At 57.6% G+C, this 15,539-nt stretch carries 16 protein-coding genes; 10 read left to right on the top strand and 6 right to left on the bottom strand.

The features are described from left to right. Positions 1-39: 39 nt before the first annotated feature. Together PG897_RS19980 and rimJ are read left to right on the top strand one after the other, a co-directional pair. On the top strand, positions 40-594 hold the full coding sequence (locus tag PG897_RS19980; RefSeq protein WP_201885140.1) for a GNAT family N-acetyltransferase: 555 nt from the start codon (positions 40-42) through the stop codon (positions 592-594). Next, positions 594-1,145, top strand: coding sequence for a ribosomal protein S5-alanine N-acetyltransferase (gene rimJ, locus PG897_RS19975; RefSeq protein ID WP_017764726.1), 552 nt, complete (start codon positions 594-596; stop codon positions 1,143-1,145). The genes PG897_RS19980 and rimJ overlap by 1 nt, the downstream gene beginning before the upstream one ends. A 99-nt stretch (positions 1,146-1,244) precedes the next feature. On the opposite strand, the gene PG897_RS19970 is transcribed toward rimJ, so the two are convergent. The 3 genes from PG897_RS19970 to PG897_RS19960 form a co-directional block, all read right to left on the bottom strand. After that, positions 1,245-1,490 carry a hypothetical protein gene (locus PG897_RS19970; protein WP_005309486.1) on the bottom strand — a complete coding sequence of 82 codons (246 nt, stop codon included), beginning with the start codon at positions 1,488-1,490 and terminating at the stop codon, positions 1,245-1,247. A 309-nt stretch (positions 1,491-1,799) separates the two neighbouring features. Next, on the bottom strand, positions 1,800-2,849 hold the full coding sequence (locus tag PG897_RS19965; protein ID WP_201885138.1) for an oxidoreductase: 1,050 nt from the start codon (positions 2,847-2,849) through the stop codon (positions 1,800-1,802). Between the two features lie 108 nt (positions 2,850-2,957). Continuing rightward, on the bottom strand, positions 2,958-4,121 hold the full coding sequence (locus PG897_RS19960) for a multidrug effflux MFS transporter (RefSeq protein WP_195879583.1): 1,164 nt from the start codon (positions 4,119-4,121) through the stop codon (positions 2,958-2,960). A 221-nt stretch (positions 4,122-4,342) separates the two neighbouring features. Here PG897_RS19960 and rdgB point away from each other — a divergent pair, with 221 nt between their 5' ends. Together rdgB and hemW are read left to right on the top strand one after the other, a co-directional pair. Next, positions 4,343-4,939 carry an RdgB/HAM1 family non-canonical purine NTP pyrophosphatase gene (rdgB, locus tag PG897_RS19955; RefSeq protein WP_201885137.1) on the top strand — a complete coding sequence of 199 codons (597 nt, stop codon included), beginning with the start codon at positions 4,343-4,345 and terminating at the stop codon, positions 4,937-4,939. A 133-nt stretch (positions 4,940-5,072) separates the two neighbouring features. Continuing rightward, entirely contained in the window at positions 5,073-6,218 is a 1,146-nt protein-coding gene (gene hemW, locus PG897_RS19950; protein ID WP_201885136.1) for a radical SAM family heme chaperone HemW, read from the top strand. A gap of 253 nt (positions 6,219-6,471) precedes the next feature. Here hemW and PG897_RS19945 read toward each other — a convergent pair whose 3' ends face one another. The 3 genes from PG897_RS19945 to zntR form a co-directional block, all read right to left on the bottom strand. Next, a complete protein-coding gene (locus PG897_RS19945) occupies positions 6,472-6,690 on the bottom strand; it encodes an alternative ribosome-rescue factor A (protein WP_043125097.1) in 219 nt (72 codons plus the stop codon). A 127-nt stretch (positions 6,691-6,817) separates the two neighbouring features. Then, a complete protein-coding gene (locus tag PG897_RS19940; protein ID WP_201881448.1) occupies positions 6,818-7,354 on the bottom strand; it encodes a dihydrofolate reductase family protein in 537 nt (178 codons plus the stop codon). Next, on the bottom strand, positions 7,344-7,781 hold the full coding sequence (zntR, locus tag PG897_RS19935; RefSeq protein ID WP_005309469.1) for a Zn(2+)-responsive transcriptional regulator: 438 nt from the start codon (positions 7,779-7,781) through the stop codon (positions 7,344-7,346). The genes PG897_RS19940 and zntR overlap by 11 nt, the downstream gene beginning before the upstream one ends. Before the next feature lie 409 nt (positions 7,782-8,190). On the opposite strand from zntR, the gene purH reads away from it, so the two are divergent. The 6 genes from purH to PG897_RS19905 all read left to right on the top strand — a co-directional run bounded on the left by purH (position 8,191) and on the right by PG897_RS19905 (position 14,925). Further along, complete coding sequence (gene purH / locus PG897_RS19930) at positions 8,191-9,783, top strand: bifunctional phosphoribosylaminoimidazolecarboxamide formyltransferase/IMP cyclohydrolase (protein WP_201885135.1); 1,593 nt, start codon at positions 8,191-8,193, stop codon at positions 9,781-9,783. Between the two features lie 110 nt (positions 9,784-9,893). Then, positions 9,894-11,183, top strand: a complete 1,290-nt coding sequence (gene purD / locus PG897_RS19925) for a phosphoribosylamine--glycine ligase (protein WP_024941404.1) — start codon at positions 9,894-9,896, stop codon at positions 11,181-11,183. A 255-nt stretch (positions 11,184-11,438) separates the two neighbouring features. Continuing rightward, positions 11,439-11,813 (top strand): cytochrome b562, encoded by a 375-nt coding sequence (locus PG897_RS19920; protein ID WP_005309462.1) that lies wholly within the window; start codon positions 11,439-11,441, stop codon positions 11,811-11,813. Further along, the gene (locus PG897_RS19915; protein ID WP_201885134.1) at positions 11,794-12,360 is read left to right on the top strand and encodes a cytochrome b/b6 domain-containing protein; all 567 of its coding nucleotides are present in this window, start codon (positions 11,794-11,796) and stop codon (positions 12,358-12,360) included. The genes PG897_RS19920 and PG897_RS19915 overlap by 20 nt, the downstream gene beginning before the upstream one ends. A gap of 621 nt (positions 12,361-12,981) precedes the next feature. After that, positions 12,982-14,208, top strand: a complete 1,227-nt coding sequence (locus PG897_RS19910; protein ID WP_270829295.1) for a reverse transcriptase family protein — start codon at positions 12,982-12,984, stop codon at positions 14,206-14,208. Positions 14,209-14,247: 39 nt separating this feature from the next. After that, positions 14,248-14,925 carry a retron Ec48 family effector membrane protein gene (locus PG897_RS19905; protein ID WP_270829294.1) on the top strand — a complete coding sequence of 226 codons (678 nt, stop codon included), beginning with the start codon at positions 14,248-14,250 and terminating at the stop codon, positions 14,923-14,925. Positions 14,926-15,539: the final 614 nt, after the last annotated feature.

Genomic DNA, 15,539 nt, shown 5'->3' with positions numbered 1-15,539 from the left:
ACGGCCCATTGCGGGCCCCTGCTGCAACGGGAGGTGCGGATGTTTTCATGGCAACTGGATGACGAGCTGGCGCTGCTGTTCCTGCAGCCCGACATGGCCAGCGAACTCTTTGCCCTCTGTCGGGAGAATCGCGACTACCTGACCCAGTGGCTGCCCTGGCCCCCCTACATTCAGCAACCCGCCGACAGCGCCACCTTCATCCGCCACGCCATCGAGAAGTTTGCCCGCGGCGAGGGGCTGACCACCGCCATCGAGTATCAGGGGGAGGTGGTCGGCGTCATCGGTTACAACCAGATCGACAAGGCGCTGGCCAAGGTCAGCATCGGCTACTGGCTGGCCGAACGCTGGCAGGGCAACGGCATCATCACCCGCGCCTGCCAGGCCCTGATCCATCACGCCTTCGAGGAGATGGGGATGGAGAAGGTGGAGATCAGCGCCGCCACCGACAACGAGCCCAGCCGGGCCGTCTGCGAGCGCCTCGGCATGCAGCAGGAGGGGATCACCCGCCGTGCCGAGCGGCTGGCCGACCGCATCGTGGATCACGTTCACTACAGCCTGCTGCGCGACGAGTGGCTTGGACAGAGGGATCACTGATGGCACTGCCACACCTGTGCACGGCCCGCAGCCGGCTCACCGTACTGCCCCCCGAACGGGCCGATCTGATGCTGGATTTCTATCTGCGCAACCGCGCTCACCTCACCCCCTGGGAGCCCAGCCGGGACGAGAGCTTCTATACCCTGAGCCACTGGCACGGCCGGCTGCGCGACAGCTACGGCCAGTTCTTCAACGGCAGCGGGGTGCACCTGGTGGCGCTCGAGCCGGACGGCGAGCAGGTGATCGCCACCTGCAACTTCACCAATATCCTGATGGGTGCCTTCAAGGCCTGCCACCTGGGCTACGCCATCGATCAGGCCCACCAGGGACAGGGGCTGATGCAGGAAATCGTCGGGGCCGGCATCGACTATCTGTTCCGGGAGCACGGCCTGCACCGCATCATGGCCAGCTACATGCCGGCCAATCAGCGCAGCGGCGCCCTGCTCGAGCGGCTCGGCTTCGAGCGGGAGGGGTACGCCAAAGAGTACCTGATGATCAACGGCCGCTGGGAGGATCACATCCTCACCTCCCGCCTCAATCCGGCGTGCTAGCCGGCGAGTGTCCAGCACAAGGCGGGGAGCTGGCCCGAGCGGACATAAAAAACGGGCCCGAAGTTACCTTCGGGCCCGTTCTTCAGATGAGGTGCAGGCTTAGTTGGCCTTGGCATCGCTCACTGCGGCTTCTGCCTTGGTGGCTACGTCAGCGGCAGCCTTCTCAACGGTTGCAGTCGCTTCGGAAGCAGCCTTCTCTACGGTAGAGGTGGCTTCGCTAGCAGCTTTCTCAACAGTTGCAGCAACGTCGGCGGCCGGAGTAGCGGCCGGAGCGGCGGCTTCTTCTTTCTGACCACAAGCGGTCAACATCAGACCCAGGATACCGGCTACCAGTACTTTGTTCATGTGCATACCCTCAGAAAAATATGGAGAGATGGTTGGTACAACCATCACAGTGCGTCCTTTCACCCGGTGAAAAACCCATATGCCGGGAGCCAAGAGGCGCGCGAAATATATCCCCATACGCGCCCAATGAAAACGAGTATCACAATGATATTTTCTCGTTGGCTGGATGAAAAGAACTACTACAACGACAAACATTAATACAAAACACTGTAAATGGCGCAGTTTTGTACAATAGAACGCCACAGGCCCCGTGATGGCTGGCAATAAACGGCTATTGCATGGTGCCGGCCATCACGCGCGGACCCCGCCTCAGTCAGACAGGATCTGACAAGCCAGCCGCTTACCCTCGCGGGCGCTGTCGCGGGCCAGGTCCAGCAGCGCCATCACCGCCAGCGCCTCGCCGGCCGGCACCGGGTTGTCGCCTTCCCCACGGATGGCGGCGCAGACGCCGCGATAGTAGGCGCCGTAATCCCCCGCCTCGCCGGCCACGCTCTGCTGCTGCAGCTGACCATCGCGGATCCGGCTGAGCTGGCCGGGTTCGTTGTCCACGCCCCAGTCTGCCGCCGGCGGCCGCATGCCGAGCTTGAGCTGCTCCTCCTGCACATCCATGCCGAACTTGATGAAGGACCCCTCGCTGCCGTGGATGACGAAACGCGGCATGGTGGCCGACACCAGGCAGCTGCCGTGCAGCACGACCCGCATCTCGCCATAGCCCAGCACCACATGGAAGTAGTCATCCGCCAGGGCGCCGGGGCGCTGCTGGGCCAGATCCGCCTGCAGCCAGTCCGGCTGACCGAACAGCTGCAGCGACTGATCGAGGATATGGGGGCCGAGATCAAACCAGAGGCCGGAGCCCGGGCCACCCGCCTCGCGCCAGCGCTGACGCACCTCGGGACGATAGCGATCAAAGTGGGATTCGAACTGGGCAACCTGGCCGAGCGCCCCCTCAGCCAGCAGGCGGCGTACGGTGAGAAAGTCCCCGTCCCAGCGCCGGTTGTGGAAGATGCTGAGCAGTCGCTGCTGCTTCTCCGCCAGCTCGACCAGCGCCTTCGCCTCGACCAGATCCAGGGCGAACGGCTTGTCGATCACTACGTGCTTGCCGGCCAGCAGCGCCTCGCGGGCGATGGGGGCATGGGTGTCGTTGGGAGTGGCGATCACCACCAGGTCGACCGAGGGGTCCGTCAGCACCTCGGCCAGCGAACCGACCCGGCAGTCGGGCAGATCGCTCTGCACCTTGGCGGCATCGCGGCTCACCACCCAGCCGAGGGAGAGCCCGGGCGTGCTGGTCAGAAACGGGGCGTGAAAGGTTTGGCCTGCAAAGCCGTAACCCACCAGGGCGGCATTGATTGTGTGGCTCATCCGGTTTTCTCCACGGGTAGCTGTGTCATGAGATGCAGGCAAACCTTTGGCCTGCCAAAAGAGAAGGGGGCCCAAGGCCCCCTGAGTGTGCCCATCAGAGCACAGGATTTATTGCAAACACAAGCGCCGGCCCTGGCGGGTCATCAGCACCAGCAGCGGGGGCAGCAACAGCCACATGTGCAGTGCCAGCTGGTTCAGCGGGTCGTGCATCAGCGCGCCGATGAAGCCCACCAGCGCACCGGAGCCGCTCATCTGGAACAGGCCGAGCAGGGCGGCGGCGGTACCGGCGCAGTGACCGAATGGTGCCAGCGCCATGCCGGCGGCAGAACCCAGGATCATGGCAAAGCCGATGCTGGAGAGGAACACCGGGCCCATCATGGCCAGCGGATGATCGATGTGCATCGACAGGCTCAGGGAGATGGCGGAGAGCAGCAGCACCAGCAGACCGATGCGCAGGGTGCGTCTTGGCCCCACTCTGGCGATGAAACGGGGCGCCAGGAAGCAGGCCAGGATGTTGAGCGCTGCGTTGGCCGCAAACCAGTAGCTGAAGCCGCTCATGTCCAGCCCCAGCCGCACCATCAGTTGCACCGGCGCCGCGGTGACATAAGCCAGGATCACCGCCATCGCCAGCATGCACAGCGTCGCGTTGAACAGGAAGCTCGGGGAGCGCAGCACCGGGCTGTAGCGCGACCAGCTGATGAGCGGGCCGCCGCTGCGGGTCTCTTCCGGTCGGGTCTCCGGCATCCGCCACAGCAGCCAGCTGCCGACGATGGCCGCATAACCGGCCATGAACCAGAAGTTGGCCGACCAGCCCGCCTTGGCGGTGAGCCAGCCACCGAGCAAGGGGGCCAACGCCGGAATGAAACAGATGGCACCGTTCAGGTAGGAGATCATCTGACCGCTCTTCTTGGGGCCGTAGCTGTCACGTACCACCGAGAAGGCGGCCACCGAGGTGGCACAGGCGCCGAGGCCCTGCAGCACCCGCGCCAGCATCAGCTCGCCGAGGCTCGCGGCAAAGCCGGCACCCAGGGCGCTCAGACCGTAGAGCAGCACACCGCCGAGGGCGATGGGCTTGCGCCCGTAGCGGTCGGCCAGCGGCCCCACCAACAGTTGCCCCAGTCCCATGCTGAACAGGAACCAGGTAATGGTGCCCTGCATCAGGGTCACCTCGGCGCCCAGCTGCTCGGCCATCTGCGGAATGGCGGGCAGGTAGATGTCGATGGCCAGCGGACTGAACAGCACTAGGAGTACAAGCAGAAGAATCAATGGCATCAGTCACCTCGTGGCATGGGGAAATGGATTGGGGCGCGAGTCTACTGACTCACAGTAATGAATTGAAATGGTATTTAATCACTTCTGTTATTCCATTCAGGAAACATTCATTTTATTCACATCTTGCCATGACCCCGGTGAGGGTGATCCAAGGCAATTGGCGCTTTTCCTGGACGCCAGCCCCGCATAGAATGCGCAGATTATTTTTGCGGAGGTGCTCGATGAACAAGCTTGTCCTGGCAACAGGGAACCAGAAAAAGGTGAAGGAATTGGCCGCCATGCTGGCCGATATGAAGATCCAGGTGATCCCACAGAGCGAGTTTGCGGTCTCCGATGCCGACGAGACCGGCACCACCTTCGTCGAGAATGCCATCATCAAGGCCCGCCACGCCGCCCGCGTCACCGGCCTGCCGGCGGTTGCCGACGACTCCGGCCTGGAAGTGGATCTGCTGCACGGCCGCCCCGGCGTCTACTCCGCCCGTTTTGCCGGCGCCGGTGCCAGCGACAAGGAGAACATCGACAAGCTGCTGGGCGAGCTGAAAGGGGCCCCCGAGTACCTCAAGAGCGCCCGCTTCTGGTGCGTGCTGGTCTACATGCGCCACGCCGACGATCCCACCCCCGTCATCTGCCAGGCGAGCTGGGAAGGGATGATCATCGACGAGCCGCGCGGTCAGCACGGCTTCGGCTACGACCCCGTGTTCTTCGTCCCCGATCACGACTGCACCTCGGCCCAGATGCCGGCCGAGCTCAAGAACCAGCTCAGCCACCGTGGCCAGGCCCTGGCCAAGCTCAAAGCGGCCCTGGCGGCGGTCAACTAAAGCACTGTCTCCCGCCGCGTTGTCATCTACAATGGGGGCCGTCGGCCCCCGTTTCGTTCGCGGCGCCCCGGCCCGTTGTCATCGACGACAAGTGCAACCCGACCCCTTTTGATTGTTGAATACTGGAAACCCCATGCTGCAACTGCCGCCCCTCTCCCTCTATATCCACGTGCCCTGGTGTGTCCAGAAGTGCCCCTACTGCGACTTCAACTCCCACGCCCAGAAGGGGGAGCTGCCCCACCTCGAGTATGTGGCCGCCCTGCTGGAGGATCTGGAGCAAGACCTGCACTGGGCCCAGGGGCGCCCCCTCTCCTCCATCTTCATCGGTGGCGGCACGCCGAGCCTGCTCTCCGTGGAGGCCATGCAGGTGCTGCTGGACGGGGTGCGCGCACGCATCGAACTCACTGCGGACTGCGAGATCACCATGGAGGCCAACCCGGGCACGGTGGAGGCGGACAAGTTCGCCGGCTTCCAGCGGGCAGGCATCAACCGCATCTCCATCGGGGTGCAGAGCTTCCAGCAGGAGAAGCTGACCCGCCTCGGCCGCATCCACGGCCCCGAGGAGGCGCGCAAGGCCGCCGAACTGGCCCACGCCATCAAGCTTCCTACTTTCAACCTGGATCTGATGCACGGCCTGCCGGATCAGAGCCTGGACGATGCACTCTACGACCTGCAGCAGGCTATCGACTGTGCGCCGCCGCATCTCTCCTGGTATCAGCTCACCATAGAGCCGAACACGGCGTTTGCCTCCAAGCCGCCCAAACTGCCGGAAGATGACACCCTGTGGGAGATCTACGAGCAGGGCCACGCCATGCTGACCGCCAAGGGCTATCAGCAGTACGAGATCTCGGCCTATGCCAAGGCGGGCTACCAGTGCCGCCACAACCTCAACTACTGGCGCTTCGGCGACTATCTGGGGATCGGCTGCGGCGCCCACGGCAAGGTGACGGATCTCGCCAACCAGCAGATCCTGCGCACCGCCAAGGTGAAGCACCCGAAAGGCTATCTGGATCCGAGCCGTCCCTATCTGGACGAGCAGTGGCAAGTGAGTGCGGACGATCTGCCGCTCGAGTACTTCATGAACCGGTTCAGATTGTTTGAACCGGCCCCCAAGGCGGAGTTCGAGGCCTACACCGGCCTTGAATTGGAGCGGGTAGAAACCATGCTGACCATCGCCCAGAGCAAGGAGTTGATCGAAGATCTCGGCGACAGCTGGCAGCTCACCCCCCTCGGCCATCGCTATCTCAACGTGCTGCTCGAACTCTTTATGGACGAGTGAATACGGGTTCACTCTCTTGCGGCAAGAGAGTGAATCAGCACCAGCGAATAGAAAAACAATCAGGGCGCCATTGGCGCCCTGATTGTTTTGGTTCCAAGAACTGTTCACGGTCTGTCGCGAGAGGCTGTCAGCAAGGTGAAGAGCAGCGCAGGAACCGGAGTGTGTAAGTACACATGAGGATTGCGAGCAGCACATGAGCCTTGATCACGGCCTCGCAGCAAGATCGTGGACAGGTGCCAAAGCAGGAACCCGCTCAGCAGCAGACGCTTACCATCTGCTGTTGGCCGGGCTCCCACCGCTTGCCGTGCTTGGCCTTGCGCTGATAACTGCCCTTGCCCTTCTTGCTCGGTTCGACCCGGGCCTGGAACAGGGGGGAGGTCACCAGTGCCTTGAGGTGGTTGTCCTGAATGATGCCGCGCAGATGTTCGCAGGCGGGCTCGGTGGTGACCCGGGTCACCTTCTTCTTAGCCATATCGGCTCCTTGATGGGATTGTCGTGTTTGCCCAGCGCCCCTGCCCCCACAGAATCGGGGCAGGCGGCGAAAAACGCGCCGATTGTGCGCCTCTCTCGGCCCGCCTGCAAGAGTGCTGGCGGGATCCTCAGGCCGGTTGATAAACGACCCGCACCAGCCCGCTCGGCAGCACGGTGCTCGACACCGGTACCAGCGCGCCGGGCAGCGATCCTGCAAAGAGCGGCACCCCACGCCCCAGGGTGACCGGCACCCAGAACAGGATCAGCTCGTCCACCAGCGCGGCCTGCAGCCCCTGCCTAACCACCTCACCGCCATCCAGATAGAGGTGGCGGCTGCCCACCTGCCACAGCTCGTCCAGCACCTGCGCCAGCGCCCCCTGCCGAAAGGAGACATGCTCACGGAGAGCGGCGGGTCTGTGGGTCAATACCACCACCGGCTTGTCACCATAGAACCATTCGGGAAAGGCGCTCACAATGTCATAGGTGTTGCGCCCCATCAGCAGGGTATCAGTACTCGCCATCAGCGCGCCGTAGCCGGTCTCTTCCTGGGAGTCGCCGTTGTAGGGTTCAAGCCAGGCCAGATCGCCCCCCTCCCCGGCAATGAAGCCGTCGAGGGAGAGGGCGAGAAAGGCGGATACCCGGGGCCGGCGCAGCTCAGTGCTCATGGTCATGGTGCTCGTGGCGGGAGGGAGCGCCGGATTCCAGGGTCTCGAGGATGGCGCAGTGCTCCGCCGAGCGCGGGCCGCCGCAGCAGATGTTGGAGAGCTCCCGCAGGTTGTCGCGAAAACGGGTCAGCTCGACGATCTTCTGCTCCACCTGTTCGAGCTTGGTGTCGGCCACCGCCTTCACCTCCTGGCAGGTGACCTTGGCCTTGTTGGTATCGAGATCCAGCAGTTCGCCGATGTCGGCCAGCGAGAACCCCACCGACTTGGCGCGGATGATGAACTCCAGCCGCCGCTTGTCCTGCTCGCCATAGAGGCGATAGCCGGACTCGTTGCGAATGCCTGGCGAGATGAGACCATTCTTCTCGTAAAAACGCAGGGTATCCGCCTTCACCCCGCACGCCTTGGCCAGCTCCCCGATCCGATACATGCCTTTTCTCCCGTTGAATTTGCCACACAGCTACAACCGGCCCCCACTATCGCCCCTTTACCCGGCGATTGCCAGTCGGCAGCGGGAAAGAGGAGGCGGCCACCCTTTTGCCATCAAAACACTGAAAAGACAAACGTTTCACAAAAAACCACCAGAAAACGTTTAACACCGCACCAGACAAGGCTTTGTCACTTTAAAAAATCCACCACGGGTCACATTTTTTGTGTAGAATACGCGCCCACAAGAGAGCGACGCGTCAAGCGGGTATTTCCTAAAACGCTTTTGCCTGGCGGCAGGTTTCAGGCGAGAGCGGTTTGCGAAATCCCCCACTTCCATTTATTTGGGGACTCTCTGTGTTGAGCCTCGCCTCCCATGGAACGGTCCCCGTTATGCTGAGGACGATAGTGTGATGGAACAAGCTCGACCCATTCGCCGTGCACTGCTGAGTGTGTCTGACAAGACTGGCATCGTGGAATTTGCCAAGGCACTCAACGAGCGCGGCGTGGCCCTGCTCTCCACCGGTGGTACCGCCAAGCTGCTGGCCGAGGCGGGTCTGCCGGTGACCGAGGTCTCCGACTACACCGGATTCCCCGAGATGATGGATGGCCGGGTCAAGACCCTGCATCCCAAGGTCCACGGCGGCATTCTCGGCCGTCGCGAGCAAGACGACGCCATCATGGCTCAGCACCACATCTCCCCCATCGACATGGTCGTGGTCAACCTCTATCCCTTCGCCGCCACCGTCGCCAAGCCCGATTGCACCCTGGCCGATGCGGTCGAGAACATCGACATCGGCGGGCCGACCATGGTTCGCTCCGCTGCCAAGAACCACAAAGATGTGGCCATCGTGGTCAAGGCTGCCGACTATGACCGCGTCATCCGCGAGATGGATGGCAACGGCAACAGCCTGAAACTGGCCACCCGCTTCGATCTGGCCATTGCCGCCTTCGAACACACCGCCGCCTACGACGGCATGATCGCCAACTACTTCGGCACCCTGGTTCCCTCTTACGGTGACAACAAGGAAAGTGACGAGGAGTCCCGCTTCCCGCGCACCTTCAACAGCCAGTTCATCAAGAAGCAGGACATGCGCTACGGCGAGAACAGCCACCAGGCCGCCGCCTTCTATGCCGAGGAGCAGGCCGCACCGGGCTCGGTGGCAAGCGCCATCCAGCTGCAGGGCAAGGCCCTCTCCTACAACAACATCGCCGACACCGACGCGGCGCTGGAGTGCGTCAAAGAGTTCGACCAGCCGGCCTGCGTCATCGTCAAGCACGCCAACCCGTGCGGCGTCGCCATCGGCAGCGACCTGCTGGCGGCCTACGAGCGTGCCTGGCAGACCGACCCCACCTCCGCCTTTGGTGGCATCATCGCCTTCAACCGTGAACTGGATGGCGCCACCGCCAAGGCCATCGTCGAGCGTCAGTTCGTCGAGGTGATCATCGCCCCCACCGTCAGCCAGGCTGCCCGCGACGTGGTCGCCGCCAAGCAGAACGTGCGGCTGCTCGAGTGTGGCCAATGGACCGCGCCGGCACAAGGCTTTGACTTCAAGCGCGTCAACGGCGGCCTGCTGGTGCAGGAGCGCGACCTTGGCATGGTGACGCTCGGGGATTTGAAGGTGGTCAGCAAGCGTCAGCCCACCGAGGCCGAACTGAACGACCTGCTGTTCTGCTGGAAAGTGGCCAAGTTCGTCAAATCCAACGCCATCGTCTACGCCAAAGACGGCCAGACCATCGGTGTGGGCGCCGGCCAGATGAGCCGCGTCTACTCGGCCAAGATTGCCGGCATCAAGGCCGAGGATGAAGGGCTGACCGTGGCGGGCTCCGTCATGGCCTCCGACGCCTTCTTCCCGTTCCGCGATGGCATCGACGCCGCAGCCGCCGCCGGCATCTCCTGCGTCATCCAGCCCGGTGGCTCGATGCGCGATCAGGAGGTGATCGACGCCGCCGACGAACACGGCATGTGCATGCTGTTCACCAACATGCGCCACTTCCGTCACTGATGGATCAGGGCCGCTGGCGGCGGCCCTTTTGTTGTCTCTTTTCACCTGGCTATTTTCACCGGCGAAGGCCCCTGGCCCGCCCGTGACCACGAATAGAAGCGAGCGATACGATGAAAGTACTGATCATTGGCAACGGCGGCCGTGAACACGCCCTGGCCTGGAAGGCCAAGCAATCCCCTCTGGTGACCCGGGTCTTCGTCGCCCCCGGCAATGCCGGCACCGCCCACGAAGGAAGCATCGAGAACGTGGCCATCTCGGCGACCGACATCCCGGCCCTGCTGGCGTTTGCCAAGGAGCAGCGCATCGGTCTGACCATCGTCGGACCGGAAGCACCACTGGTGAAAGGGGTGGTCGATGCGTTCCGCGCCGAGGGGCTGGCCATCTTCGGCCCGACCGCCGCCGCCGCCCAGCTGGAAGGCTCCAAGGCCTTTGCCAAGGACTTTCTGGCCCGTCACGCCATCCCGACCGCCGAGTACCAGAACTTCACCGAGGTGGAGCCGGCACTGGCCTACCTGCGCGAGAAGGGCGCGCCCATCGTCATCAAGGCTGACGGCCTGGCCGCCGGCAAGGGGGTCATCGTTGCCATGACCCTGAGCGAGGCGGAAGAGGCGGTACGCGACATGCTCTCCGGCAACGCCTTTGGTGACGCCGGGGCCCGGGTGGTGATCGAGGAGTTCCTCGAGGGGGAAGAGGCGAGCTTCATCGTCATGGTGGACGGCGAGCACGTGCTGCCGATGGCCACCAGTCAGGATCACAAGCGGGTGGGCGATGGCGATACCGGCCTCAACACCGGCGGCATGGGGGCTTACTCCCCGGCCCCCGTGGTCACCGACGAGGTGCATCGCAAGGTGATGGAGCGGGTGATCATGCCGACGGTGCGCGGCATGGCGGCCGAAGGCAACGTCTACACCGGCTTCCTCTACGCCGGTCTGATGATCGATGGCCAGGGCAATCCCAAGGTGATCGAGTTCAACTGCCGCTTCGGCGATCCCGAGACCCAGCCCATCATGCTGCGCATGCGCTCCGATCTGGTGGAGCTCTGCCTGGCGGCCTGTGCCGGCAAGCTGGATCAGGTCGAGGCCATCTATGACACCCGCGTCGCCATCGGCGTGGTGCTGGCCGCCGGCGGTTATCCCGGCGACTACCAGCAGGGCAAGCCCATCAGCGGCCTACCGGTGGAAGAGGCGAGCGGCGAGAAGGTATTCCACGCCGGCTCCCGCATGGAAGGCGACACCGTGGTCACCGCCGGGGGGCGCGTACTGTGCGCCACGGCCCTCGGCCACACGGTCGCCGAGGCGCAGCAGCGGGCCTATCAGCTGGCCGGGCGCATCAAATGGGACGGCGTCTTCTACCGCAACGACATCGGCTGGCGCGCCATCGAGCGTGAACAGCAGCAGTAATGAACAGGGCCCGCAAGGGCCCTCTCTTTAGCTTGCCCTCGGCCAGCCTGGCAGCATGGATCATATGGCATGGTTCGATCGACTCAACATCCTCCTTGCATCTCCCCTCTCCCTGTTACCCTTTGTGACAAAAAACAGCAATATTCACAAACAGTTCACGTACTGTCATGGCATCATGCCTGTGATGAATCCAGATAAGGGTTCATAAGAAGCCACATAGAATCGATAAGCATGTCGTCTAAATAAGGAAATCCCATGTTGAAAACTGTTCGCCCCCTGTTGCTGCCCCTGATGTTTGGCCTGATGACCCTGCCCGCCATGGCCGGTGAGCTGGAGCAGCCGATGAAGAAGATCGGCTTCAACTACAAGCAGGCGGTCAAGGCCGAGGATGCTGCCACCATGGAGAAGTACATCAACGAAATGAAGGCACAGTTCGACATCGCCAAGCAGAAGAACATGCCGGCCGCCAAGAAAGAGAAGTTCCTGGAAGGCATGAACGAAGTGCAGACCGAACTGGATGCCAGCCTGGCAGCCCTCAAGGCGGGTGACGAAGCCAAGGCGCGCGAGCACCTGGCCAAGGTCAACGACCTGAAGAAGGAGTACCACAAATATGCCAAGCAAAAAGGCTGATCCCTTCCACTGGGATAGTCTGGTCCGCCTCACCCACTGGGGTGTGGCGGCCATCTGTATCGGCAACCTCTGGCTCAACGAGGCGGGCGAGGAGTGGCACGAGCGGCTGGGTTACCTGGCCATCGCCCTGATCAGCCTGCGCCTGGCGTGGGGGCTCTCGTTTGCCAGGGGTCATGCCCGGTTGCGAGCCCTCATCCCAAGCCGGGAAGATTTTCGCCAGCAAGCGGTGGAGCTGCGCGAGCGCACGCCACCGGCTCCCGGCCACCACGGCAGCGGCAAGCTGGCGGTATGGACGCTCTGGCTGCTGATCCTGGCCACCGCCGGCACCGGCTGGTTCCAGAATACCGAGATGGGGTTCGAACTGGGGGCTGACGACTGGCACGTCTGGTGCACCTGGGCCCTGCAGGGGATGATAGCGCTGCACCTGCTGGCCATCCTGCTCACCTCCTGGCGCCAGCGCAGCAATCTGGTAAGGCGCATGTTGCCCGCTCGGCGACGCCCAAGCGCCCCCGAGCAGGCCCCCATCCAGCAGGATCAGGGCTCCTGACCCAGTTTGAGGCGAAACGCCAGCAAGCAAAAAGGCCACTCATGATGAGCGGCCTTTTTAGGAAATTTGGTGGCCCCTGCCCGACTTGAACCGTTATGTAGCACTTAATAATACAGAAAAAATCAAAGCCAAAGGCTTTTCGCGGCTAACCAATTGATTTTAAATGATTTACTTTGACTGTTTGAGTGTTCTATACCCGCTTATAGTCTGCACTGCCAATGCGCCTTTAAAGCCTCTAGTTCTTTTTCCATAACCCTTCACTAGGAGACGTAAAAGTAAAAATCTCTTTTATATGTCATTTATCACTTACACCTATGTTGTTATTGATTGAGCAAAAAATACATGCGATCATAATGCCACGGTAGCGTATCGCTATCCCAAAATACTGGATACTAAAAATGTTTGCTTAATGCTCATCAGATAATGTGGTGAGCGCGGTTCATCATGTGAATGATGTATCGCTTGTGCAAGGCCACCCCATCGCCACGCTCACGAGCGTAGCTCTTGATACGCCTAGCCGCAACCCGATGAAGGTAAGCAGCAAGCATAATCCAGTTAATTGGCTTCATCGGTGAGCAACCTATTGTATGGGCAGGCTAGGCGTATATCTATAAGGTATTTATGGAAAATACTTTAAATTTTAGAAAAAGATACCCATCATCCATTGGCAATCTGGAAAACCTTCTGTCTGCGTTAGATATAACAGAGCAAGAATACATAGAATTTAATGCTCTACCTCTCGAAGAAAGATACAAAGAATTTCATATTCCTAAATCTGATGGGACATCAAGACATGTATATTCACCACATAAGCTTGTCAGAAAAATCCAACGGAGAATTGTCAGGAGAATCTTCAGAAGTCCAGCCAGGGAAAAATGGGAAATAATAAAACAAAATGGCGGCGCTATTATTTGGCCATCTTATATTTATGGCTCAGTTCCAAATGACTTTTATGACAATAAATCTATATCGAAGGATTATGTAGCATGTGTAAGTAACCACTGCGGATGTAAATCCGTATTAAAAGTCGATATTAGAAATTTTTTTGACAACATCACGCCAGAATTAGTTTTCAATGTATTCAACAAGCTTTTGAAGTATCCAAGAGCAGTTTCTAATGCCTTGGTGAATATTTGTTGTCACAACGGAATGTTAATTCAAGGAGCGTTAACTTCAAGTTATATTGCTAGTGCTGTACTTTTTCAAGATGAGCCATCTACAGTTAATCGTCTCAGAAGAAAAAGGCTGGTCTATACTCGGCTAGTTGATGATATAACTATATCTAGTTATAACGTTGATCAAGATTTTTCTTTCGCATTGGATATTGTTCGTGAAATGCTGAACAAGAATAATTTACCTCTTAATGAAAGTAAAACTTTAGTGTTAAGAGAGTCAACGTCTGATATATTAATTCATGGCTTAAGAGTTTCATTTAAAGAACCAAGGTTACCAGCTGATGAAATATCTAGAATTAGAGCTAGTGTTAAGAACCTAGAGTCTCTGGCGACCAATGCTGATTACCGTGTGAGTTTAGACTACAGAAAAAGTTTTAATAGATGCCTAGGAAGGGTAAACAAGTTAAAGAGATTAGGGCACACCCAGTACCTACCTCTTAAGAAGCGAGTGGTTAATATTCTTCCCCTTCCATCAAGAATGGACATAACCAGGCTAGATTCATTTATTTATAAATTAGAGCAGTGGTATGTAAATCACAGTGAAGAGTATTGGTATAGAAGACTGTTTCATAAAGCATATTACGACTTAAAAATATTGAATAGAACATTCAAAGCGTCAGCATCGCGCTTTAAGTCTCGATTAAGAAAAATCAAGCCGGAGTGTAATGATTAAATGAAGTCCTCTAGCGATAACGTTTTTTTTAAGAAATTAATGAAAATGCTGATTACATCGGTATTATCGATATTTTTATTATGTATACTTTATGTTTTGTTTGTAAAAGGATTATACAACAAATCATTTTGCCTTGATGCTGAATGTGTAGATAATTTTCTGGCGGCGTATGCTGTAATACCATCAACTATAAATGCAGTTGTCCAATTTTTTTCATATATATTTGCTATAGCCGGTGTTTATTTCGCACTAAAAACATACATTTCAAACCTTGATGCATTAAAAACAAATATCCATTTATCCCACCAAAATACCTTTAGAAGCTACATGGAGATGGAGGTATCAAAGTTTGATAGGATATCAGGTAGAAGTTTAAATGTATTTAAGTGGTATAATTTAGCTTTCCCTGACTCTCCCGCAGGAAATATAAATGTATCCCAAGAATACATTTCTGTAATTAACGAAATAAACAGCAATATTGATGATTCTAATAATGAGTCTTCACTATCTGCTGACGGAGTTTGTTTTGAATACAGGAAGCATCAAGGAAAGATGATAAAAACATTTAACAAGCTTGGGATAAAAATAAGTAGAATGCCGAGAAATAACTTCTATGAAATTGAAGGTGCAGTATTAGATTTTATACAACAAGTAAATCTTGAATTTTTCAGGTTAGATCCAAAAGTATGTAACATGATGAATCGGCGTTATCACTGAGCAAAACTTAATGGTGATGAGATGACTTATAATCATCTTGGGCACGGTTACTTTGTATAATAATACTCGCATAGCATTTAGTGTTAATAATAACCTATACGTATAAAATTACTTGGTGAGTGGTAAATTACGATCAGACATTTATATTCACTATTTTATCTGCTCCGGGGGTGTAGGCTTACGAGAAAAATGTAAAAAATTGTCACCTTGGGATGGTTGATCGTTCCTTGGCAAGGACGCTACTCCTCTACAGCATCAATCATAAAGATGATGTCCTAACACATAAACTCATGCAATCTATCCCAAAAAGGTGCACACGAATCAGTGCCTTATGTTGATGATGGTGTAGGTAATTAGATAGAACAGATTATTTAGTAATTCTCCTTAGCATGCACATCTGATGAACTGGCCACCTATTCGGCATCTAACACTTGGCTAGGAACACGCCGTCAATTCATATGCAATTTAGCGTATATGTATAATTTGTTTTTTAACAAAATCAACCTAATAGCATTCCATCTTTTATTTTAAATGTAATACGCGAATTCAACTTCGAAGTGCGACACTCGCCTATGCCGCCTGACGGTACTCTTCGAATACCTTGACAGGCTGCC

Source organism: Aeromonas sp. QDB20 (assembly GCF_027707805.1).
In the GTDB taxonomy this organism is placed as follows: domain Bacteria; phylum Pseudomonadota; class Gammaproteobacteria; order Enterobacterales; family Aeromonadaceae; genus Aeromonas; species Aeromonas dhakensis.
Note: the sequence above shows the minus strand (reverse complement) of the source record. Positions and strands in the feature narration are given on the sequence as shown.